Consider the following 21,898-nt stretch of genomic DNA (forward strand, 5'->3'; position numbering starts at 1 on the left):
ACCAAAAACGGACGGTTGATTTTCAGTTCCTGATCCAGGAACGCGCGCCTGGCGTCCTGGGAACATTCAATCTGAGCGGCTGACTCAGCCCCTATTGATGCGGTAACCAACTGTTTCAATGCCTTGTCATGATACGCGCTGTTTTGGCGAATATCCAACTTTGCTAAATGGAAACCGAAGATCTTCAAAATCCGCTTCATCCGCCCAACATCAACATGGGCTATCCGGCCGATGCCACATTTCTCCAACTCGTTGTAAAGCAAGTTTAAGTCAGCAATCAAATCAATGGAACTTTGGTAACTATTGGGCTTATCTTCTAATTCAAGATTGAACTCCCGGCTCAGATCAATGGGAATTTTTTGAATCAAAATGAGTACATACGCCTTAAAGATCTCCTGGGCATGTTCTTGGAACTTAACTTCGGCATTAACGCCAACTTCCTTGCGAAGTTCTTTAATCCGCACAGCAAAATTCTTGCTCACGTCCGAGATATTGCGATAAATACTGAGTTTTTGCGCCAAATTTTTCAATTCATTTTTAATGATATAAAATGCATGAATACGCAGCTTTTCGAGCGTCTGTTTGGTAATTTCCGGTGTCACCAGCGGGTGTCCGTCACGGTCTCCGCCAACCCAGTTTCCAAACGACAGCACCGGAAGTAAATCCGGATTATTAAGCACCTTGGGATCAAATCCGGATTCTTTCCAGGCTTGGCGCAAACGCTTATCCAAAATCATAATCACACCGGGAAAAACATGGGTCAGATAGTGCAGAATATTATCCAACTCCGACGCCAGCCGTGGCTTTTCAATATAGATCTCTCCGACATGCCACAAGCGGTGCAAAATCTGTTTGATCTCCTGCCGGATGTCCGCTTGTTCAATTCGGGTGTACATTTGGTTCTCGCGTTTAACCAGCAACAGGTATAACGCGCGGTATTCCTGTAACACCACAGCGCGTTTGGCTTCTGTGGGATGTGCAGTTAAAACCGGTTCGATCAAAACGTTGGGCAATACCTTTAGAATTTGGGATTCGGTGATACCCTTAGACTTCAAATATCGGAACTGATTCGCCCACAGTCCGTTCACCTGGGCCATATCCTCATCTTCTTTATGGCGACGGCTTTGTACCGCCCCATTCACCTCAACCAGATTTAACAGCTGAAAACACATCGACATCATATGGATGTATTCATTGCTCGTTAGATCCGGCCCTGACGGAACTGTAGAATTTAGCCACGGAAGCAAACCAACGAGCTTGTGCTGATTATTTTCCTCCAACACTTCTTTAAGGCAATTCAATAGAAAGTGAAGATCGTCATAGGGTTTGCCCAATGCATTTTTGACTTGGGTAAAAACTGTGTTCATAGTATTATCGGCTTCTTGGTTTAGAAAACACGCAAATTATGTATCAGTTCAAGAAGATTGTCAAATTTGCAGTGGTGACAGCGTTTTCGCCAGGGGGGTACATTGAATTTGAATAGGATATATTTTTGCATTATTTGAAACAATTCTCCTGTCTGCCAACCTTTTTCTTACAATTTTAGGTAAACTATTATATAGATGGGCCTAATTTTAATAAATGTGGCAGTACAAATTACATGGACGCATCATTCAAGCTGGATTTAACATGTATCCGGCAATGGACCCGGGAAGACGGGCCTTACATAATTGGCAGTGCTGATGGAAACAGACTGCATACCGCCCTTCAACCCATTTACAGCCTGGCTCACCAGCGGATTGTGGGGTATGAAGCCCTGGTTCGGGTTTTCGATGCGCTGGACAATTCCGTTTCCCCTGCTTCTATTTTTGCCCGTGAGACGTCCAACGGCGACATGATTCAGTTGGACCGTCTGTGCAGATGGCTTCATCTCCAAAATTTTAAATTGATTAAAGACCCGTTGAACTGGCTGTTTCTCAATGTCTCAAACCGGACCCTTGCCAGGGGACAGGAATATGGCACTTTTTTCAAGGATGCCATTGATGCGGCCGGGATTCCTTCCCACAGGATCGTCATCGAAGTGGTGGAACACCCATTTGAAAACCCTGACTGGATCATGTCCGCCATTCGCTATTACAAGGACCTGGGGTGCCTTATTGCATTGGATGATTTTGGTGCAGGCCATTCGAATTTTGACCGGATCTGGACTCTGAAACCGGATATTGTCAAACTCGACCGCTCCTTTTTGATCCGGGCTGACAACAACCGGAATGTTCAAAATCTGTTCCCCGGCATTGTTTCCCTGCTTCACCAGGCCGGTTCCCTGGTGCTCATGGAGGGGATAGAAAACGAGGCCCAAGCCCTGATCGCCATTGAAAGCGATGTTGATTTTGTTCAGGGTTTTTATTTTGCCCGGCCGTTTACAGATCTTGTATCCCTGCCACCGGTTTTTGATCAGTTTCAAACGCTTATGAACCGGTACAAAAATGAGGACAACCGCACCGATGTCCAGTTTAAGGACAAGATTGTTAAATACCGCACCCTGTTCACAAATGCCGTGGGAGAGTTGAAAAAGGGACAGGCCTTGTTAAACGCCTGCTCGGAACTGCTTGATGATTCCAGGGTGGTCCGGTGTTACAATATCGGCATCGATGGTATTCAGCTTGGAAACACCCTGGTGGGCAAGCACTATGTCAGCCTTACGGATAAACGGTTTAAGCCCCTTGAAGATGCCAGAAGCGCGGACTGGTTCCGGCGCCACTACCTGAGACGGGCCATTGCCCATCCCGGACAGGTTCAGGTTACCCGGCCATATTTATCAATTACCGGTGCCCATATGTGCATCACCCTGTCCATGAAATTTTCCAATTCCTCCGGAGATAGTGTGCTTTGCTGTGATCTGATGGATTCATGGTAAAGAAATTTGTATGTCTTTAACCCTGCTTTGTTTTATCCAACTGTTTTCTGATCGCACTGATCAGTTTATGTATGCCAACGGGTTTCATAAGAAATTCGTCTGCACCTTTGTCTGCGTAATTACCATTGGAAATATTTTCACTGAATCCCGTGCATATAATGACGGGAATATCATCTCTGATTCGTTTGATATGCCGAACTAGTATATCTCCTGTCATGTCCGGCATGGTCATATCGGTGAGCAAGAGATCAAAGGAAGCAGGGTCTTCCTCAAACGCTTTCAAGGCTTCAATACTGCTGGTAAACGCAGAAACGCGATAACCGTATTTTTGCAGCACGGTCTTCCCCATCTGTGCGATACTGCTCTCGTCATCTATGAGCAGTATTCTCTCTGTCCCTTTTGCAATGTTAATATTGTCTCCTGGTTCCTGATTTTTCTTTATGCTGGTTACCGGTATGTAAACATGGACGGTCGTGCCTTTATTGGGCTCCGAATACACTTTAATGTCCCCATTGAGTTTTTTTATAATGCCATATGAAATTGAAAGGCCTAATCCAGTCCCTTTCCCCTCTTTTTTAGTCGTAAAATAGGGGTTGAATATCTGTTCCAAAGTGTGTTTGTCCATACCGCATCCTGTGTCGGATACAGTTAGGCGGATGTATTCGCCAGGGGGTAAGCCGGCAATGCCATATTGACCGTCTGCCGTGACCCGAATTTCTTCCATAACAACATCAATTGCCCCCCCTTTTTCCTGGACAGCATGAAACGCGTTCGTGCAAAGGTTCATAATCACCTGGTGAAGGCTCGTGGGATCGGCAAAGACCGGCTTGCACCGGGAAATGACATTCTGGTGAATCTCAATATTTTTTGGAATAGTCGATCTCAACAATTTCAGGGCCTCTTTAACGATGATCTGGAACGATACAATTTGATTTTTCATTTCCCCCTGACGGCTGAATGTCAAAATTTGCTCAATAAGCGCCTTGGCTCTGGAGGCTGCCTGGAAAATTTCCCGGGCCATTTCATGTTTAGGATCATCCTTGGGCAGATCCTCCAAAAACATTTCAGCGTAGCCCTGAATAGGAAATAAAATATTGTTAAAATCGTGGGCAATCCCCCCGGCAAGGGTACCGATCGCTTCCATCTTCTGATAATGCCGGATCCTTTCTTCAAGCAGCTCCTTTTCTTTCTGAGTCTTTTTTTGTTTTTCCGCCTGGTTCTCCAACGCGCGTGCCATTTCGTTAAACCCGTCAGCAATAATTCTACTGTGGTTGATGCCTGGCAATCCATTGAGGCGATATGAAAAGTCTCCGGATTTGACCCGCTCAAACGCGGTTTTGATTTTCTGGTCGATGACATGTTCCATTGATTGACGGGGAAAAACACCAAATAAAAGCCAGTGGACCCCTGGGATCGCATGGTAATATCCCACCAGCTCAGATGCTGTTCCTGAATTAAGCACAAAGTGCCCCCCTTTTTTGTTCAGCAATTCCCTGGGTGACAAGGGTGTGAACTCAGCACCGAGGTCATGAAAATGAGTCTGAAAAATGCTTCCTTTCCCAGGGTCAATCCGGGTTTGAATATGAGGATGAGCCACCAGGTTCCCGTCCTGGTCCACAATAAAATTGACCTGCCCTTCAAGAAGCGTGTCAAATACAAAATCCGGATAAATGGTTGTCATGGGCAGATCAATACTCCATAAACCAATAAAACGGTTCTGGATTCTTACCGGGATGGAAACGGACAGAATCAGGCCCTTTCCGGCATAATCAATGGTCGGCTGGGTCCATTGAATTCCTCCTTCCGGATTATTTTGGGGGCAGACAGATTGAAATGTATGATAGGTATGCCAGTCAAAATCCGGCGTGATGGCCGTTATCTGATCAATATATGGAAACTGTAAAGAGGTATTGGTTATATCCTGATAGTAAATCCAGGATGTATCCGGTAAACTGTTCCATATCTCTTCAAGCAACGGGCCGATATTTCTCAGCGCATACATGCGGAAACAGGCATTTTTATTGCTGATCAGATCGGGGTGCCAGGAATAGGAGATGATATCCCTGGGGGCACGTTTTTCCCGAAAAGCCTTTAACTTGGGCAGACTCAACCAGAAACCGCTTTCATCAATGCCAAAGCCCTCTTCCCGAAACCATGCTTCAATATCGTCATCATCCGCCCGGGTTTCCATGAAAAGTATCTGCGATAACCTTTTAAGTTCATGAAGTCGATCATGATGCCGTTGGATATTTGCGCCTATAGTTGCTGCAATTTTCTGGAGTTGCATTTGAATGGAATCGTCGTTTGTCATGTTGCCTCCAAACAAGCGTCCGCTATTCATAAAATCATTTTACATAAAGGCTGGGAATTCCTGCCACAGATTTAAAGGAATGCTTCATGCTCATCAAACTTTCAGCGTTGCCAATGGCAAAAAAACCGTTTGTGCAAAGGGAATGGTACAATTTATTCACAATGGCTTCACTGGTTTGATTGTTAAAATAAATCATTACATTTCTACATAAAACAGCATCAAAGTCTGAGCGGGGGATGGGGTCTGAAATCAAATTAAATTTCTTGAAGGTGATATGCTGTTGTATTTCTTTTTTAACTTTTAAATAACTCTTATATTTTCCGGTTCCTTTTTGAAAATAACGATGCAGGATAGGCAGGGGAACCTGCTTGACCTTATCATTTATATAGATCCCTTTTTGGGCGATCTCTAGCACGGAGTGAGATATATCTGTGGCCAGGATAGAAAAGGTTACGCCCAAAGCCTTTAACTGTACCGCCGCAGTGTAAGGCTCATCGCCGGTGGAACAGGCCGCACTCCATATCTTGAAGTGTTTTCTTTCCCGTTTAGGGTGACAATCAAACTGGTTGACGATATATTCAATACTTTTATTTTCTCTGTAAAAAAAAGAATGATTGGTTGTTATCGCATCTATAAATTCGATCACCTCGCGTTCATTTGACCTTAAATGTGCTAAGTATTCCTGGACATTCATCTGGGTCAGACGCATTCGTTTGGCAACCTTGGATTTTAACAATTCAAGCTTTCCCTCATGAAGATTAATGCCGCACGTCTTATAAACAAGTGATTTTAATTCAGTCAATTCACTAGGTTTAAACCGTATTGAATTCATTTTTATTAAAACTCTTACATTTTTTTCCAGCGGTTCACTTTTTCGAATGCGGATTCAGCCGTTTTCAACAGAGTCGATACATTCACCGGTTTTTTAAAATAATCTTCAAACCCGACATCAAGGCATTCTGACAATTCAAATAAAGACGCATAGCCGGTAATGGCATAAATAATAGACATGGGCTTAAGGCTTTTTACTTTCTTACATAATTCCATACCGTTTATCACCGGCATATTTAAATCAAAAAACATGACCATAATGTTACTCTCTTCGATAATTTTCAATGCATCCTGTGCATTTTCTGCGGTGGACGCATCATAGCCGGCTTTGGTAAACAACTGAGAAAGCAACCTTAAAATGGGAGGTTCGTCATCAACGATTAATATTTTTTTATTTTCCATCATTTTTTCTTCTCCTCGGGGGTGGAGCTTACGGCAACAATTGAAGATGCGGCATCAAGGTCCAAAATTTCGGAACCCAAATACATTTTTGTTTTGTACTTCGTAATAGCCATCAGCTTGTTTGTAATCGCACCTAACCGTTCTGCCTGGTCTCTGATTTCCTTGACATTTGATTCCTGGATTTCCCCCTGGCAAACATCATCGATTAATAATTCCGAAAAACCTAAAATCGCCATTAAAGGCTGATTAATTTCGTGGCATATTGCGCCTGCGGTCCGAACTACCGCTTTCAGTTTTTCCTTTTCTATTTCTGAATACTCATATTTTTTTTCCTTTGTCACATCCTCAATTGACAATAAAACAGACCTCCCTTTTTGCAGTTCCAAGGGCTGGGTCGTAATTTTCAAATGCCTGCACCCGATAGATTTAAAGGTCATGGATGTTTCAACCATAAAATGTCCCTTGGCATTTTCAAGGGTATCATTCACTGTTATCCGCAATTTGCAATTAAGGCACTCTTTGTCAAATCCGCAGCACTCGGGGGAATCATCGTAATGAATGCAGCCAAAGGCCGCCCCAAACACAAGCCCGACCAGTTGATTACCCTCCTTATTTACAAACATGCCGGTCATTTTGTTTACCAGGGCCAGTTTCCGGTCCCCGTTAACCACCGCAACAGCAATTGGTAAATCATTAATAATACGCAGGATATCATCCATAGAAAACGCTGCTGGAGACGCCAATATGGTATCATTCATTTTTATTCCTTTCTTCTGTCTTTGACTGTTTTGATTCATCCAACAGCATTCGAATCATGTTTAAGAGTTCGTCTTTTCCCGAAGGCTTCATCAACACTTTGTCCGGCTTTGGCCCGTTTATTTTAGTATCAACCATTTTTTCGCTGAACCCTGTACATAAAATGACAGGTATGTCCTTTCGAATTGATTTAATGCGTGCCACGATTTCATCCCCGTTAATATCAGGCATGGTTAAATCAGTAATAACAATATCAAATTCATCAGGAGATGATTCAAAGCAAGAAAGCGCATCCGCACTTTTATCATAGGGGATGACATGGTATCCTAATCGCTTAAGCATTTGTGTCACCATGCTCAGAATCGGTTTTTCATCATCAATCAGTAAAACCTTTTCATTTCCGTTTAACGGTGTAAAGGATAACGTTGCCATATCGTTTTTTTCCTTTTTGTCTGTATATTTTGGCAGGTAAATGGAAAAAGCAGTTCCTTACCCCTCTTAATTGCTTATGCACTACACTTGTTTAAAAAATGAACAGGTTTTTCCTGCTATACTGTGAATATTTTCCACATAATCAACAGCCCCTATCAATCGAGCTTCTTTGGGCATCCCGTAAACCACGCTTGATTTTTCATCCTGGGCAATTGTTGCCGCACCCGCTTTTTTCATTTCAAGCAATCCTTCTGCACCATCTTTGCCCATACCGGTTAAAATGATACCCACAGCGTTGGCACCAGCGAGTCTTGCAACAGACCGAAACAAAATATCCACTGCCGGCCGCTGATAGTGAACAAGGGGCCCTGTTTTAACCTCTACGCAATAGCCGGCGCCCTTGCGTTTTAAAAGCATGTGAAAATTGCCCGGGGCAATAAGGACTTTACCATTTGTTACAGGTTCCCCATTTTCTGCTTCTTTAACATGCATTTGGCACAATTTATTTAACCGTTCGGCAAAGGACGTAGTGAACTGAGCCGGCATATGCTGTACGACAACCGTACCTGGTGCGTTTTCCGGCATTTGGGTCAAAACATTTTTAATGGCTTCCGCCCCCCCGGTTGACGCGCCGATGGCAATAATTCGATTGACGTTTTTAGAAGGTGCCATGGATATGATTTTTGTCTGGTTCGTTGAATTTTGCTGCTGCCCGTATCGGGGTAATTTAGCCGCATGCACGGCCCTGATTTTCTCGGCAAGCTGCACGCTGACATCGCCTACTGAATAGGCGTCATTGGGTTTTGCCATCACTTCCAATGCCCCAATGGCCAAAGCTTCCATGGCAAGGTGGCTTCCTTTTGTACTCAAAGAACTGACAATGATGACGGGAAGCGGATAATACTTCATTAATTTTTTCAAAAAGGTAATCCCGTCCATGCGCGGCATTTCTATATCCAGGGTAATAACATCCGGTTTTAATCGTACAATTTTTTCCCGGGCTATGTATGGATCCGGGGCCGTACCAATTACCGTAATTCCTTTGTGTCGGGATAGTTGTTCTTTAAACACCTTTCTGACAACGGCGGAATCATCTACCACAAGCACTTTAATTTCATCAGACATTGAAACGCCCCTTGTCGTTATTAACTCTCATGGGCTATTAACGCTTAATAGTTGATAGTAAAAGAGCCATTTTTGAATCCATTGTTTCAATCAGTGTGCATGTTGCAGTGCCGTTAAGATCAGTACCGGTAATCATTCGGGGGATGCCGAGCTGATAAGGCAACTTGCCTTTTACATTTTTTAAGGCGTTTCCGCACACCATGTTGAGCATTTCAGACAATGTCCCGAACTGCTGTTCCCAAGTGAGTTTGCCTTTGGTTTCGCCCAAAAAATTGGATGCAAGCTCGGCAGCCACTGGTTCCGGTGAGATAAGATCTATATTTCCGGAGATATCACCGGTGAAATTCAACCGGCAGGCCAATGCATTATTTAGGTTGATGCCGGAATCATTTAAACTCGTCTCGGGACCGATTTCAACCGGCATATAAAACATGATCTCCATGACTTCAGAAATCGAATTCGTCATCGCTGTCATCAATGCTTTCTTCATAATCTGCCTCTCCAATTATACTGACGATCAAATCCCTGAGCGCCTCAGGGGTAAAGGGCTTGGTAATGTAACCGGACGCACCGGTATCCATAAATTCTTTGATCTTCGAAACATTGCCCTCGGTTGAAATGACAACTACTGGAATGTCCTTGAACAGTTCTTCGGTTTTTACTTTTTTTAAAAAGCTGAATCCATCCATTTCCGGCATGTTGTGATCGGTCATAATCAAATCCACCCAGTCTCCTTCCATTACCTCTAACGCCTCTTTACCGTTCGAGGCTTCAAGTATTCTGGAACCGCCGTATCCCGCCGCTGCAAGAGATCGTTTTAAAACGGTCCTCATGGGCATTGAATCATCTACAATCAATATTGAATAAGACATTTGATTCCCTTCAGTTTCATTAATCCATGTTTAATAAAATTTTCACTTCATGCATGTTGACGCCAAATTCGGCCATAAGACCGGTTATGTCCGAGTGGGAGATGCCATGGATTTTCATTAACTGGTCCTTGAATCGATAGGACAGGCCATCTGCCCCGACGCCGATTCCCATCATCATGCAAGTGCAGTCTGCCAGATATACCGCTGCGACCTCTTTATCGGTCATCATGGATTCATCTCTGAGATGATGATGTTGGATAAGCTTGATCATTCTCGGGCTGAAGTTCCATCTTTTGCCAATCAAGGCACCAATTTCAGCATGATCTATACCCAGCACTTTTTTTTTCAGCTTCCCTGAAACTGTAGCCGGATTTTTTTACAAGTGTATTAATTTTTTTAAAGTCCTTGAACACATATTTTTCCAATATGATTTTACCGATGTCTTTGATCAGGGCGGCGGTAAAAATTGTACTTGTGTTGTTAAGTCCCAGGCGTTTGGCGACCTGTTTGGCAATTAAAGCAGAAGAAACTGAATACCGCCACATATCTCCTTGTTCGAGACCATAGCCTTTTCGACGTCCGGAAAGGACTTTTGCGCTTGATTTTACCAGTGCCAATTCAACGATCTGATCTGTACCAAGCATATTCACGGCATCTTTAATTGACTCTGCAGGCGTTTTTAACCCCGAATATGCTGAGTTGCAGATTTTAAGAATGTCTATAGTCATGACAGGGTCATATTGAATTATCCGGGCAATATCGTTCATTGAACTATCCGGCTTTTCAACAATCTCGAGCAAACGGTTGGCGATGGCCGGCATGGGCGTTAAATCCTTTATCTCACGAATCATTTTATCCAGTGCTGTCATATTTTCACTTCCTGAGATCCTGAGGTTTTCAGGAAAATATCACCTGATGCAATTTCAATTCGGATTGTCCGGTTGATATTCCCGCCCACGTCCTGCTTATCAATCATCACTTTGTTTTTAAAAAACATTTTTTTTAACGCCAGGTAATTACGTTTTCCGATATTAAAAAAACCATTTTGATCAAGAATTTCAGCACCGCCTGCGACAAATATTTTAACCCTGTGCTTCTTTGCGCCCATGGTATAAGCTGCTTTAAACAGGCGCGGGATACCTGTATCTGCGAACATAAATGGTTTTTGGGCTGCTTTTTCTTTGTCTATGGCGGATTCCGGAAGCATATAGTGAAGAATCCCCCCGACCCTTGCCACCGGATCATAAATAACCAGCCCTATGCATGATCCAAGAGAGTAGGTGACCACATCATCTGCGGGATTATTGCTTACTTTCATATCTGCAACGCCGACAATTTGTTTCATCTATATTATATCCTCATCTCAGTTCTGCTGTCTCCGCCTATTTTTCCGAGACAATGGAAAAGATGCCGTGAACATCCAGAATCAGTCCGATTTTTCCGTCAGCCAGGATCGCACCGCCGGCAATACCCCGGATATCATCCATATTCCCGCCGAGACTTTTAATGACATACTCATCTTTGGCCAAAAGCTCATCAATCAAAAAAGCGCGTCTTTCTTCCTTTGACTCAACAACGACAACCAGGCTTTGTTCGACGGATTTAATATGGTTGCTTGTTCCATAGATCTCATTTAACCGGATTAGCGGAACCAGGTGGCCACGATCTTTAATCATCTCACCTTTTCCTTCTACGGTGAAATATTCACCCGGCCCTGGCCTGAATGCTTTTTGAATCGCAATGGTGGGAATCACATATTTTTCGTCATCAACCCTGACCAGCATACCGTCGATGATGGCCAGCGTCAGAGGAAGACTGATAATGAACCGGGAGCCAACCGCCTTTTCGGATTCAATATTCAAATGTCCGCGTAATTTTTCAATTCCCTCTTTGACCACATCCATACCAACGCCCCGGCCAGATACATCGGTAATTTGGTTTGCGGTTGAGAATCCGGGTGACAGAATCAGATCAAAAACCTGGGCATCCGTCATCTGTGCCTCTCCGGTAATCAGCCCGGTGGCAGCCGCTTTTTTAAGTATTTTCTCCCGATCCAGCCCCTTGCCGTCGTCCTCGATCTCAATGATAATATTCCCGCCTTTATGATAGGCATGAAGATTGATATTTCCCTGTGGAGGTTTCTTCTTTTCCGTGCGCTCCTCTACGGATTCAATCCCGTGATCACAGGCGTTTCTGATCATATGAACCATTGGCTCATAAAGGGCATCCACCACGTTTCTGTCAATTTCGGTCTCTTCTCCGGTCATGGACAAGTTGATCTGTTTGCCGGATTTGCGGGACAAATCTCTTACGATGCGAATCATTTTCATAAATGTGGCTTTAATGGGTATCATACGCATGGACATGGCAATATTCTGCATATTGTTTACAATCTGTCCCAATTGTGAAACCGTCTGGGTCAACGCAGAATTTCCCATCGTTTGCTGTCGCAGCATAGACTGGGCAATCACCAGTTCACCGGCGTAATCCACAAGATCGTCCAATTTCTGGGTGCTGACTTTAACTTGAGAATCCACTCTTTTTTTTACTGCGGATTGTTCCATTAATGCCGAGGCAACCTGAACAGGAGCGATCTTTTTATCTTGGATCAGAATTTCGCCAAATTTTTTTTCCGGATGTTTTTTCTGGATTTCCAGTGCATGATCAATATCCTGTTCTTTGAGTTCCTTTTTTCTGACAAGAATTTCACCTAAAGGTTCTTTTCCCCCTCTGGTTAAAGACATCTGAAGCTTTTTGAGTTTATCCCTCAAAATATCTACATCTATGTGGCCATCCTCTTGACGGTATCCGCTGACAAGCCCTTGCTTTACATTATCGATAAGCTGTTTTAACAAATCAACGGACTCAAGAATCGCATCAGTAGCGGAATGAGTAATTATAAAATCACCGCTTCTGGCACTGTCCAAAAAATTTTCAGTGGCATGGGACAGCCGGTTGATTTTACCTAAAGACAAAAAACCGGAGACGCCTTTTATGGTGTGAAACGGTCTGAAAATATCGTTTATGATGTCTGTATTCTCCGGATCCTGCTCCAATTCAATTAAAGACACCTCGATGTTGTTCAGATTATCTTCCGCCTCTGATATAAAGTCAGTCAGGATTTCAATATCATCGTCTGACAGTTTTTCAGGCGTACTCTCCTGTTCAGGTTCCGCTTCAGACCCGTTTTCCGAACACGCATCAACATGCGCATCGAATCGTTCATTCGCGGCAAGGTTTTCTTCTAAAAGTTCAAGAACATCGGAATAATCGAAGGTAAAAGGTTCTTTTCTCTTTAAATGACTTAATATGGACTTTAACAACACAATTCCTTCTTCAACCGGTCTTGTGTTACACGTAGAGCCGAGGCCCATATTTTCCATATATTGTTTACATAATTTTGAAATATCATAAAAAGTCGACGGCTGAATATGTGCAGAAATATTGATAAGATCTTCTACATTACGAATCATTCTCTCTATATCGGGGTCTTTTCCAGGGCAGAAGCCGGCAATAAGCATTGAAAGCTCATTCAATTTTGCCTCTAGTGCTTTGTAGTCGCCGGGTTGGGCTTGACCATCGGCTTGAAACGGCTTTTGGACAGATAAAGCGTTGCTCACTTTCTGACCCATATCTTTCAGTCCCGCGCTGAAATTTGAAACAACCATGTCAAGATTTGACAGCAAATTGCTTCTGACCTGGGGCCCGTCTTTTATTATGGCATCAATAATGTGTCTGGCCTTCAGAATTTGCGCAGCCTCTGACGATAGATTCTGCGCTTTGCATTGCGCATGTATGCTCTTGAGAATGGGCAGCAGCGTCTTGATTGAGTCCGGCTGAGCCGGATCGGATAAAATCAATTCTGATGCCAGCCTTTCTGTCGTTGCGATTATATTTTCATAAGACATTTGCTTTTCCAAAGTTTAAAAGTTCTTGTGACATTTTTAAGAATACCGCCGGCACAGGGCCCGGGGGAGGTATCCCCCCCCCTTGTCATCAATCTGATGATATTATTAAAAATCTTCAAAGGTTTCGTCGTCATCAAACGGGATTATTTGATCCGGACGACTTGAATCCAAGAGACGACCCTTGGCTTTTGCTTTATGATTACTTGTTTTGCCTGGGGTGCTTTTAGGCGCCGGCTTAACAGAGTGATGAGCGTCCACGTTGCGATTGGAATGCCTTTTACCGGTAACCAGCATCACAAGATTATCAACATACTCTTTTAGTTGTTCGGCCTGGGCGCTCATCTCTTCTGCCGCAGAGGCGGATTCTTCCGCATTTGCAGCATTTTGCTGAACAACCCGGTCCATTTCAGCGATGGCATTGTTGACCTCCTCAATACCATTGGATTGTTCGGTTGATGCCACAGAAATTTCTGCGACCAGGGATCCGACTTTGGCCGAGCTTTCCGCCACTTTGGAAAACGCCGCGCTGGTTGAGGATACGATGCCGGCCCCATCGTTTACCTTTTTGACTGTATCTTCTATAAGCGAGGCGGTATCTTTGGCCGCATCTGCAGCCCGCATTGCCAAATTTCTCACCTCATCGGCAACCACGGCAAAGCCTGCACCTGCCTCACCGGCACGGGCGGCTTCCACTGCGGCATTCAAAGCGAGCAGGTTTGTCTGAAAAGCGATTTCATCAATGGTTTTTATAATTTTCGAAGTTTCCTCGGATGCCTTGGAGATATCCTTCATGGACCGTGTTAATTCATTCATGGACTGGTTGGCAGTATTCACAACCGCATTCACCTCTTTCATCAACCCGTCGGCATTATTTGAATTCTGGGCATTTTTTTTGGTCATGGACGACATCTCTTCCATGGATGAAGAGGTTTCCTCAATGGATGCGGCCTGTTGTGACGCACCTTCTGCCATGGACTGGCTGGAGGAGGAAACCTGCCCGGAGGCCGAAGCCACCTGCACTGCACCTTCGTTAAGTCCGGTAATGATCTTGTTAATGGGTTTGGTAATGCTGCGTGTAATAAAAAATGCGGAAAGAATACCTACGACAAGCGCGCCGATCAATCCGATAATCATGAGGATAGATGCACTTGAAAGCGCCTTCACAGCATCCTTGGCAATCGTGTCTGTTGCTCCGATTCCGGCATTCGCCGTAGTCTTACATGCACCGAGAACTTTGTCGCCGGCGTTCTGGAGTTTAACCGCCAAGTCCTGCAAAACAATCCAGTTCCCCAGAAAATCTTTCATAGCGGCCCGGTAGTCCCGGGCCGCCGCCTTAACACCCTCTATCTGCTGTAAGAATTCAGGCCCATATGTGATTTTTTTTAATTCTTCAAGCTTTTGATCTATTCGTGGGAAAATATCCAAGGCGGCATTCATGACTTCAGGGCTTCTCAATGCCTGGGATTTAAAGGTCCCTATTTGCGTCTCCTTTCCAAGATCAATAATATCGGTCACCAGGTTAATTTTCGCATTTCTTTCCAGCATATCCTTATTTAACTTCTCGTGCTGCCCTTCAAGAAACGCATCGCAGTTTGACACATAAATCCCGGCATTTTCATCCATCTGGCCCCGGTACCTGCTCAGCAGCCGTTGGTCTGCCAGGCTGCCGCGATTAAACTCAATCATAAATTGTTCCATGATTTTCTGATACGTTTGCGCCGCAGATTGAATTGATTTCAGCCTTTGGATGTCTTCCCCATCACGGCTCACAGTCCTTAAGTTATTTAACGGTTCGGCAACGCCGTCCAATTGTGCAATTGTTTTTTTCATTAGTTCTGTATCATTGGTTGCCTGGGCTTTAAAATTGGTGACCCTGACGCTGGAGCCGATATGAACAAGAGCTGTGGCCAATTGGATTTTCTGCTGACGGTCATTCAGATCTGATTTTAATTTTGCGTTCTGCCCCGTTAAAAAATCAGCCGCATTTGAGATATACTTTTGGGACGATTCGTTCAGTGTCCGTCTATTGGCCGCCAGCCTGGCGTTGGAATCAACGGTCTGCTTTATCAGGATCTTATACTCCTCAACCGATTTGGAGGCGATATCAATCTGATCTTTAAGGCTTTGTAAATTTTGAGAATTTTCATCTAACTCACGAGCCTTTTGCAAGGCCATGTCAACAGAATCCATTGCCGCCTGGCCCTGTTGATAAAGCGTTTCATCTTCCGTATACCCATACCCCCTCATTTCAAACATCATCTGGCTGGCCGCATCACTTAATTCCATGGCAACGGCTACTTCCGGTATATATTCATTGGCCAGCATTGTACTTTTTGTTCCTACAGTCCGCATATTCACTACGGCCATTAAACCAAGGGCAACGGCAATGACGATCAATACTGAAAATCCATATGTGATTTTTAATCCCAGACTCACGTTTTTCATTTTAAAACTCCTTTATTCTTTTTTAAACCGGTCGTTATGAAGCATGTTGAACAGCAGCCATTTCGTCGGACGAAAGGACCTTGTCTATATTCAAAAGGATTTTAACGCCCCTCTCCTGCTTGGCCATGCCAAGGATATATCTTGTATCCAGTTTCGTACCAAAAGCCGGGGTTTCCTCAATGTCATCTTCTTTTATATTTAAAACCTCGGACACGGTATCAACCACAATTCCGATTAGAACAGTGGCCCCCGACGCATTGATTTCGACTACAATAATGCAGGTTCTTTCATTGTAAGAGATTGATGTCATACCGAACTTTAACCGAAGATCAATTACGGGGATTACTTTCCCCCGCAAATTTATGACGCCTTTGACAAATTCCGGAGTTCTGGGAACCGAAGTGATTGGTAACATACCAATGATTTCTTTCACTTTAAGAATACCAATTCCGTACTCCTCCGACTCTAATGAGAAAGTCAGATATTTTCCTGTTTTCATGGTCATATCGGCTACTGCTTTATTAATGCTGTCAATTTGATCAGTCATCCATTCCTCCTTTGATTCTATATTTTTATTTAGAAGATATTCTCAGATCCCATATTCATTAGACAAAGTTAATTTTGATTTCATCAAGAATCCGGCGCACTTCATTTGCAAGATCTATTTTCGTCACAGGTTTCATCAGAAAGCCTTTAACCCCGATCTTTTCAGTTTGTTCTGGCGTGATACGTTCGGAAAACCCCGTACAGATCATGATAGGAATATCAGATCTGATTTTCAGAATCTCTTCAGCCAGTTTGTCTCCGGTCATCTGCGGCATGGACATGTCTGAGAGTACAAGGTCATACAGGCGGGGGGTATTTCTGAACGCCTCCAAAGCTTCCAGACTGCTTGTTCGTGTTGATACGGTATATCCCAGCCGTTCGAGCATCTGTTTTTCAATGCGTGCAATAGGCGCTTCATCATCGACGAGCAAAATATGTTCGGTGCCTGTGGGAATAGAAGCCCCCTTTGGGCGGTTATTCTTCTCAGCAAATGAAACGATAACGGGGATGAAGATCTGAAACGATGCCCCTTGGCCAGGGGTGCTTTTCACTTTGATTACGCCACCATGTTCTTTAACAATCCCGTAAACGGCTGACAAGCCTAATCCTGTGCCTTTTCCTTTTTCTTTCGTTGTAAAGTAGGGTTCAAAAATTCTGTCCAGGTGTTCTTCTTTGATACCTATTCCATTATCCCTTACTGTCAGGACAGCATATCTTCCCGGAGCCAGGTCCAAGTGTTCCAATCCCTCATTGATCTCAGTCTCCCGGAGTTCTACATCTATCCTGCCGCCTTTGTCCTGAACCGCGTGGTATGCATTGGTAATCAGATTCATCCCGATCTGGTGCAGTTGCGTTGAATCGGCAAGAACCATACCGCAGTCGTTTTGAAGAGCCTGGGTCATTTCAATATTTGCGGGGATTGAGGATCGTGTCAGTTTGAGTACCTCTTTCATGATAAATTGAAAGCGGGTTGGTAAAAATTGATGCTCATGCTGACGGCTGAACGCAAGAATCTGCTTTACAAGTTCAGCCCCCCGCTTCCCTGCTGTTTCGATTCCCTTTACGTTTTCCCATTCAGGCGTTCCCAAAGGAAGGTCTTCTAAAAGCATTTCAGCCATCCCTATAATGGGAAACAAAATATTGTTAAAATCGTGGGCGATTCCTCCGGCAAGTGTTCCAATGGCCTCCATCTTTTGTGCTTCCTGCAGCTGCTTTTTCAGCATGGCTTTCTCTTGAAGCGCCATAACTTTTTCTATCGTATTGGAAATGGTTCTGCGAAGCAAATCCGGTGTCAATTCATCTTTTACAAGATAATCATTTGCGCCGGCTCTTGTAATTTCAGCGGCAATTTTTTCGTTTCCCTTCCCTGTCAAAACAATAATTGGACGATTGTCGTTGTTCTTTCTTAAAGAACTTATGATTTCAGGGGCTGTTGCTGAACCCAGATAATAATCTACGAACAAAACATCCATTGGGCGTTTTGCTACCTGTGCAATGCATTCTTCCCCTTTTGTAAACGGATTGAATTCTATATCCCAGCCGGGAATCTCTTCCAGAATCCGGCTGAGAATTTCCAGATCCCCCGGATCGTCGTCAATGGCAAAAATGATTGTCTTTTTTTCTTTCATACGTTACCCCTATCCATCGAAGGTAATTTAAGGATTTGAATCCAATATTATTTCAGGGTCGTGAGGGCCTTAAAGAAGCCTTCCGGATCAATCGGTTTTGTTATGGCTGTAGAAAAGAACATATCAACAGGAAACGGTTCACGTTTCTATGTTTGCAGTGATCAATTTGAGAGGAATGAGCCGTTTTTTACATTATACCGCTCCAGAATATATTAAGAAAATCGTAAAATAAAGAGATTTTTCCAATCAGGGGTTGACGCCACCCTTTGCGGTGCACAACATAAATAAGGTGCAAACAAACTTATATTAAGAACCAAATCAGGAGTTTTATCATGGAAAAAGTTGTATTATTTGCATTCCGGGGAGACCCTTTATGCTTTATCCACGTGCTTCTCAACGGGCTTGACCTGAAACAGCGGGGCCAGGAAGGACTCATTATTCTGGAAGGTGAAGCTGTCAAGCTTGTGGGGCCTATGTCCGAATCAGGGCATTTTTTAAACCCCCTTTACAAAAAAGCCAAGGATGCCGGCCTTATTTACGGTGCCTGCAAGGCCTGCGCAACCAAACTTGAAGCCCTTGGTCCCATTGAAAAGGAAGGAATTCCCCTGGTTGGGGATATGGCCAACCATCCCTCCATGGGCGCGTTCATCGAAAAAGGATACAGAATAATCACATTTTAAGCCCAAGATCATCAAATGACCGCAGGAACACCTTTTAAATATGGCAGTTCCTGCGGCAACTCATTAATTTTTTTATTTACCGCAGCATTTTTTATACTTGCGGCCGCTGCCGCAGGGGCAGGGCGCATTCCGGCCCACCTTGGTGGAAACAGCAGGTTTGGGTTTCACCATATCACCGGTGGTGAACAGCCAGGCATTGTCCTGCTTTGAAAACCGGCCAAGTTCATGGTGATTTTGAACAATGCCGTTTGCCCGGTAACTGGCTATGAATTCAACCGTACCTTCCTGGTCTTCGGAACAGCCGGCTTCTGTTGCAACGATTTCAAGGCCCAGCCATTCGGAATCCCGGGCCCATGATTGGGTGCTGTCATGGTCGTATCCGTCCCGGTGATCCGGATGGGTGGTGTTAAAAATAAAGTCCGTGTCAGCCTTTGTATAGGCGGAATAACGAGCCCGCATAAGTTGTTGTGCAGTCCGGGCAGGCTGGGTTCCGGTAATGACGGGTTCACAGCATTCGGCATAGGAAAGGCTGCTTCCGCAGGGACATTCTTCCATAGTTAGGTTTCCTCCATGGGAATCAGTTAATTTGCAATCCGTTAACTTGAATCACAGGGGAAATATCACATGCGCTGCAGTCCGGCAATACTCATAATAGATTTTTCTTAGATTTGCACTTTCCCGGCCTGGGCCTGGATGGCTGTTATAGCAACGGTGTTCACAATATCCGGCACTGTACATCCCCGGCTTAAATCATTAATGGGCCGTTTCAGTCCCTGGAGCACGGGGCCGATGGCTACGGTTTTTTCCGAGGCCCGCTGGACAGCCTTGTACGTATTGTTTCCAGTGTTCAGATCCGGGAAAATGAATACTGTGGCCCGTCCGGCCACCTGGGAGTCGGGCAGCTTAGTCATGGCCACGGCCGGGTCAATGGCAGCATCATACTGAATAGGGCCTTCTATGGGAAGATCCGGGGCCTTTTCCCGGGCCATGGCCGTGGCCTGGATCACCTTGTCCACATCTGCGCCTGTTCCTGAAGATCCAGTGGAATAGGAGAGCATGGCCACCCGGGGCTCAATGCCGAAAATGGAAGCGGTCCCGGCTGAAATCACCGCAATTTCGGCCAGTTGGGAAGCCGTGGGATTGGTGTTGACAGCACAGTCGCCAAACACCAGGACCCTGTCTTTCAGACACATGAGGAAAACAGACGACACAATGGAGGAGCCGGGCAGGGTCTTGATGATCTGGAAAGCCGGAAGAATGGTGTGGGCCGTGGTGTTCACCGAGCCTGATACCATGCCGTCGGCATTGCCTTTATGCACCATCATGGTGCCGAAATAAGACGGATCTGTCATGGTGTCCCTGGCCATGTCCAGGGTCACGCCCTTGTGTTTGCGTAATTCAAAATAGGTCCGGGCATAATCGTCCAGCCAGGGGCTGGCATCGGGTTGGATAATCCGGGCCTGGGACAGGTTCAGTCCCAGCTCCTTGACCCTGCGTTCAACCGCTTCGGACTTGCCTAAAATGGTGATATCGCAGAATGAGCGCCGCAGAAGAATATCAGCGGCTTTAAGAATCCTGTCGCTGCTGCCTTCGGGCAGTACAATATGCTGGCGATCCTTTTTGGCCTTCTCAATAAGGCTGTATTCAAACATCTGGGGTGTGATGCGCACCGATTTTCTGGCTGCCAGCCGTTGCCTTAAAGAACCGGCATCCACATTTGCCTCAAAAACACCCAGGGCCAGGGCAATGCGTTGGGGATCATCCGGAGAAATCCTGCCGTAAATCTGGTCAACCGCCTTGACAGCCGTATAGGTATCCATCCGGGTCAGCAGAATGGGCACCGGCAGCTCCTTCCAGCCCTGGATAAGCCGAATGATGGAATCGGGAATGGGAATGCCGCCGGTGACCAGGATGCCTGCGATATCGGGATAGGTCATGGAAAGCCGGGAGGCAATGCAGGTGATAACAATGCTGGACCGGTCCCCGGAAGTAACGACCAGGTAGTCTTTTTTAATGTGGGCCAGAAAATTGGGGGCCAGCATGGCCGCAATCACACATCCTGAAATCTGATTTTCAAGCCCCTGCCTGCCGTACAAAACCTGGGCATCCACGGCCGGGATCAGATCCCGAAACGAAGGACGGCTTAACGCCTGGGTTTCAGGAATAGTATAAACCAGGACTTCGGGTCGGTCAATTGCCCTGTCCAAAGCGATTTTCATACGATACAAAGACTCGGGCACCACCCGGTTAACCATCACGGCCAGCACATCCACCCCCTTGTGGTTTAAGCTTTCCACAGCGAGCTGACACGAGCTTATTACCTGTTCGGCATCTTTTTTATATCCATTGGAGACCACCAGGGCCGGACACCCCAGGTCTGATATAATCTTGGCATTGATATCAAATTCAAAGGCTTCGGAACCGGCTGCGAAATCAGTGCCCTCGCACAGCACAAAACGGCTTTTTTCCTCAAGGGCCTTATACTTGTTCAAAATGGTTTCCATCATCTCTGCCTGGCGGCCGGAATTGACCATCTGTTTGGCCTCTTCCAGGGTATAGGCATAGGTTTCTTCATACTGCAGCGCTAGGTTAAAGTTGGAAAGAACCAGATTAATATCATGGTCTCTGGCACCTTTTTCAACCGGGTTGATAATGGGCCTGAAAAACCCCACAATCCGGATATCTTTGAGCAAAAGTTGCATGATGCCAAGAACGATGAGGGATTTTCCGCTTCGGGTTTCAGTGGGCGTGATGTAAAGACTATTAGCCATGAAAAAAGCCTTTATTATAGTTGTTTTCAGTCAAATACCAGCCTTTTCAACTGATAGCAACAGCAAAAAAAATGCCATGGTGTAAAAGAAACGTATATGGATGATGACGTCTTCGTATTCATGCATTATCGTTAGAAATAAGGATAATGAAAAACAGCCTTCCGGAGAGGCAACAAAAAGGAGCACATATATGAAAAAAACAACAACTGTGTCAACCCTTGAAGCCGGATTTGAAAACAGTTTTGCCGCTCTTTCCAACAATTTTTATGAACCCAGTATGCCCCAGGCCGTACACGATCCTGTATTGCAAAAGTACAATCTGAAACTGGGCCGG

The 21,898-nt window shown here is 44.9% G+C and carries 20 protein-coding genes; 2 read left to right on the plus strand and 18 right to left on the minus strand.

The window, feature by feature from the left end:
• Positions 1-1,367: phosphoenolpyruvate carboxylase (locus AB7U36_RS04135; RefSeq protein ID WP_428158546.1), on the minus strand; the 1,367-nt coding region annotated here is incomplete at its 3' end.
• 233 nt (positions 1,368-1,600) lie between these two features.
• On the opposite strand from AB7U36_RS04135, the gene AB7U36_RS04140 reads away from it, so the two are divergent.
• Positions 1,601-2,857 carry an EAL domain-containing protein gene (locus AB7U36_RS04140; protein ID WP_428158547.1) on the plus strand — a complete coding sequence of 419 codons (1,257 nt, stop codon included), beginning with the start codon at positions 1,601-1,603 and terminating at the stop codon, positions 2,855-2,857.
• A 16-nt stretch (positions 2,858-2,873) separates the two neighbouring features.
• On the opposite strand, the gene AB7U36_RS04145 is transcribed toward AB7U36_RS04140, so the two are convergent.
• The 15 genes from AB7U36_RS04145 to AB7U36_RS04215 all read right to left on the minus strand — a co-directional run bounded on the left by AB7U36_RS04145 (position 2,874) and on the right by AB7U36_RS04215 (position 18,113).
• Entirely contained in the window at positions 2,874-5,168 is a 2,295-nt protein-coding gene (locus AB7U36_RS04145; RefSeq protein ID WP_428158548.1) for an ATP-binding protein, read from the minus strand.
• 34 nt (positions 5,169-5,202) lie between these two features.
• Positions 5,203-6,000 carry a CheR family methyltransferase gene (locus AB7U36_RS04150; RefSeq protein WP_428158549.1) on the minus strand — a complete coding sequence of 266 codons (798 nt, stop codon included), beginning with the start codon at positions 5,998-6,000 and terminating at the stop codon, positions 5,203-5,205.
• Between the two features lie 14 nt (positions 6,001-6,014).
• Complete coding sequence (locus AB7U36_RS04155) at positions 6,015-6,404, minus strand: response regulator (protein ID WP_035238508.1); 390 nt, start codon at positions 6,402-6,404, stop codon at positions 6,015-6,017.
• On the minus strand, positions 6,401-7,159 hold the full coding sequence (locus AB7U36_RS04160; protein WP_428158550.1) for a histidine kinase dimerization/phospho-acceptor domain-containing protein: 759 nt from the start codon (positions 7,157-7,159) through the stop codon (positions 6,401-6,403). Before AB7U36_RS04160 ends, AB7U36_RS04155 begins: the two co-directional genes overlap by 4 nt.
• Positions 7,152-7,589, minus strand: coding sequence for a response regulator (locus AB7U36_RS04165; protein ID WP_428158551.1), 438 nt, complete (start codon positions 7,587-7,589; stop codon positions 7,152-7,154). The genes AB7U36_RS04160 and AB7U36_RS04165 overlap by 8 nt, the downstream gene beginning before the upstream one ends.
• A gap of 81 nt (positions 7,590-7,670) precedes the next feature.
• On the minus strand, positions 7,671-8,714 hold the full coding sequence (locus AB7U36_RS04170) for a protein-glutamate methylesterase/protein-glutamine glutaminase (RefSeq protein WP_428158552.1): 1,044 nt from the start codon (positions 8,712-8,714) through the stop codon (positions 7,671-7,673).
• Between the two features lie 37 nt (positions 8,715-8,751).
• Positions 8,752-9,204: a chemotaxis protein CheX gene (locus tag AB7U36_RS04175; protein WP_428158553.1), complete on the minus strand. Its 453-nt coding sequence runs from the start codon at positions 9,202-9,204 to the stop codon at positions 8,752-8,754.
• A complete protein-coding gene (locus tag AB7U36_RS04180) occupies positions 9,161-9,586 on the minus strand; it encodes a response regulator (RefSeq protein ID WP_428158554.1) in 426 nt (141 codons plus the stop codon). Before AB7U36_RS04180 ends, AB7U36_RS04175 begins: the two co-directional genes overlap by 44 nt.
• Positions 9,587-9,605: 19 nt before the next feature.
• Positions 9,606-9,923, minus strand: coding sequence for an HDOD domain-containing protein (locus AB7U36_RS04185; protein ID WP_428158555.1), 318 nt, complete (start codon positions 9,921-9,923; stop codon positions 9,606-9,608).
• Positions 9,901-10,455: an HDOD domain-containing protein gene (locus AB7U36_RS04190; RefSeq protein ID WP_428158556.1), complete on the minus strand. Its 555-nt coding sequence runs from the start codon at positions 10,453-10,455 to the stop codon at positions 9,901-9,903. The genes AB7U36_RS04185 and AB7U36_RS04190 overlap by 23 nt, the downstream gene beginning before the upstream one ends.
• Positions 10,452-10,931, minus strand: a complete 480-nt coding sequence (locus tag AB7U36_RS04195; protein ID WP_428158557.1) for a chemotaxis protein CheD — start codon at positions 10,929-10,931, stop codon at positions 10,452-10,454. The genes AB7U36_RS04190 and AB7U36_RS04195 overlap by 4 nt, the downstream gene beginning before the upstream one ends.
• A 37-nt stretch (positions 10,932-10,968) precedes the next feature.
• Entirely contained in the window at positions 10,969-13,494 is a 2,526-nt protein-coding gene (locus AB7U36_RS04200; protein WP_428158558.1) for a chemotaxis protein CheA, read from the minus strand.
• A 105-nt stretch (positions 13,495-13,599) separates the two neighbouring features.
• Complete coding sequence (locus AB7U36_RS04205) at positions 13,600-15,939, minus strand: methyl-accepting chemotaxis protein (RefSeq protein WP_428158559.1); 2,340 nt, start codon at positions 15,937-15,939, stop codon at positions 13,600-13,602.
• A 34-nt stretch (positions 15,940-15,973) separates the two neighbouring features.
• Positions 15,974-16,486, minus strand: a complete 513-nt coding sequence (locus AB7U36_RS04210; protein WP_428158560.1) for a chemotaxis protein CheW — start codon at positions 16,484-16,486, stop codon at positions 15,974-15,976.
• Positions 16,487-16,544: 58 nt separating this feature from the next.
• Positions 16,545-18,113, minus strand: a complete 1,569-nt coding sequence (locus AB7U36_RS04215; protein ID WP_428158561.1) for a response regulator — start codon at positions 18,111-18,113, stop codon at positions 16,545-16,547.
• Between the two features lie 332 nt (positions 18,114-18,445).
• Between AB7U36_RS04215 and AB7U36_RS04220 the strand changes: the two genes are divergently transcribed.
• Positions 18,446-18,793 carry a cytoplasmic protein gene (locus AB7U36_RS04220; RefSeq protein ID WP_428158562.1) on the plus strand — a complete coding sequence of 116 codons (348 nt, stop codon included), beginning with the start codon at positions 18,446-18,448 and terminating at the stop codon, positions 18,791-18,793.
• Positions 18,794-18,865: 72 nt separating this feature from the next.
• Here AB7U36_RS04220 and AB7U36_RS04225 read toward each other — a convergent pair whose 3' ends face one another.
• Entirely contained in the window at positions 18,866-19,348 is a 483-nt protein-coding gene (locus AB7U36_RS04225; RefSeq protein WP_428158563.1) for a YchJ family protein, read from the minus strand.
• A 107-nt stretch (positions 19,349-19,455) separates the two neighbouring features.
• Entirely contained in the window at positions 19,456-21,564 is a 2,109-nt protein-coding gene (gene pta / locus AB7U36_RS04230; protein ID WP_428158564.1) for a phosphate acetyltransferase, read from the minus strand.
• Between the last annotated feature and the right edge of the window lie 334 nt (positions 21,565-21,898).

Source organism: Desulfobacter sp., assembly GCF_050177295.1.

Coding starts and splice junctions, on each gene's coding strand:
- AB7U36_RS04140 (WP_428158547.1), top strand. CDS start 1,601: ATGGACGCATCATTCAAGCTGGATTTAACATGTATCCGGCAATGGACC.
- AB7U36_RS04145 (WP_428158548.1), bottom strand. CDS start 5,168: ATGACAAACGACGATTCCATTCAAATGCAACTCCAGAAAATTGCAGCA.
- AB7U36_RS04150 (WP_428158549.1), bottom strand. CDS start 6,000: ATGAATTCAATACGGTTTAAACCTAGTGAATTGACTGAATTAAAATCA.
- AB7U36_RS04155 (WP_035238508.1), bottom strand. CDS start 6,404: ATGATGGAAAATAAAAAAATATTAATCGTTGATGACGAACCTCCCATT.
- AB7U36_RS04160 (WP_428158550.1), bottom strand. CDS start 7,159: ATGAATGATACCATATTGGCGTCTCCAGCAGCGTTTTCTATGGATGAT.
- AB7U36_RS04165 (WP_428158551.1), bottom strand. CDS start 7,589: ATGGCAACGTTATCCTTTACACCGTTAAACGGAAATGAAAAGGTTTTA.
- AB7U36_RS04170 (WP_428158552.1), bottom strand. CDS start 8,714: ATGTCTGATGAAATTAAAGTGCTTGTGGTAGATGATTCCGCCGTTGTC.
- AB7U36_RS04175 (WP_428158553.1), bottom strand. CDS start 9,204: ATGAAGAAAGCATTGATGACAGCGATGACGAATTCGATTTCTGAAGTC.
- AB7U36_RS04180 (WP_428158554.1), bottom strand. CDS start 9,586: ATGTCTTATTCAATATTGATTGTAGATGATTCAATGCCCATGAGGACC.
- AB7U36_RS04190 (WP_428158556.1), bottom strand. CDS start 10,455: ATGACAGCACTGGATAAAATGATTCGTGAGATAAAGGATTTAACGCCC.
- AB7U36_RS04195 (WP_428158557.1), bottom strand. CDS start 10,931: ATGAAACAAATTGTCGGCGTTGCAGATATGAAAGTAAGCAATAATCCC.
- AB7U36_RS04200 (WP_428158558.1), bottom strand. CDS start 13,494: ATGTCTTATGAAAATATAATCGCAACGACAGAAAGGCTGGCATCAGAA.
- AB7U36_RS04205 (WP_428158559.1), bottom strand. CDS start 15,939: ATGAAAAACGTGAGTCTGGGATTAAAAATCACATATGGATTTTCAGTA.
- AB7U36_RS04210 (WP_428158560.1), bottom strand. CDS start 16,486: ATGACTGATCAAATTGACAGCATTAATAAAGCAGTAGCCGATATGACC.
- AB7U36_RS04215 (WP_428158561.1), bottom strand. CDS start 18,113: ATGAAAGAAAAAAAGACAATCATTTTTGCCATTGACGACGATCCGGGG.
- AB7U36_RS04220 (WP_428158562.1), top strand. CDS start 18,446: ATGGAAAAAGTTGTATTATTTGCATTCCGGGGAGACCCTTTATGCTTT.
- AB7U36_RS04225 (WP_428158563.1), bottom strand. CDS start 19,348: ATGGAAGAATGTCCCTGCGGAAGCAGCCTTTCCTATGCCGAATGCTGT.
- pta (WP_428158564.1), bottom strand. CDS start 21,564: ATGGCTAATAGTCTTTACATCACGCCCACTGAAACCCGAAGCGGAAAA.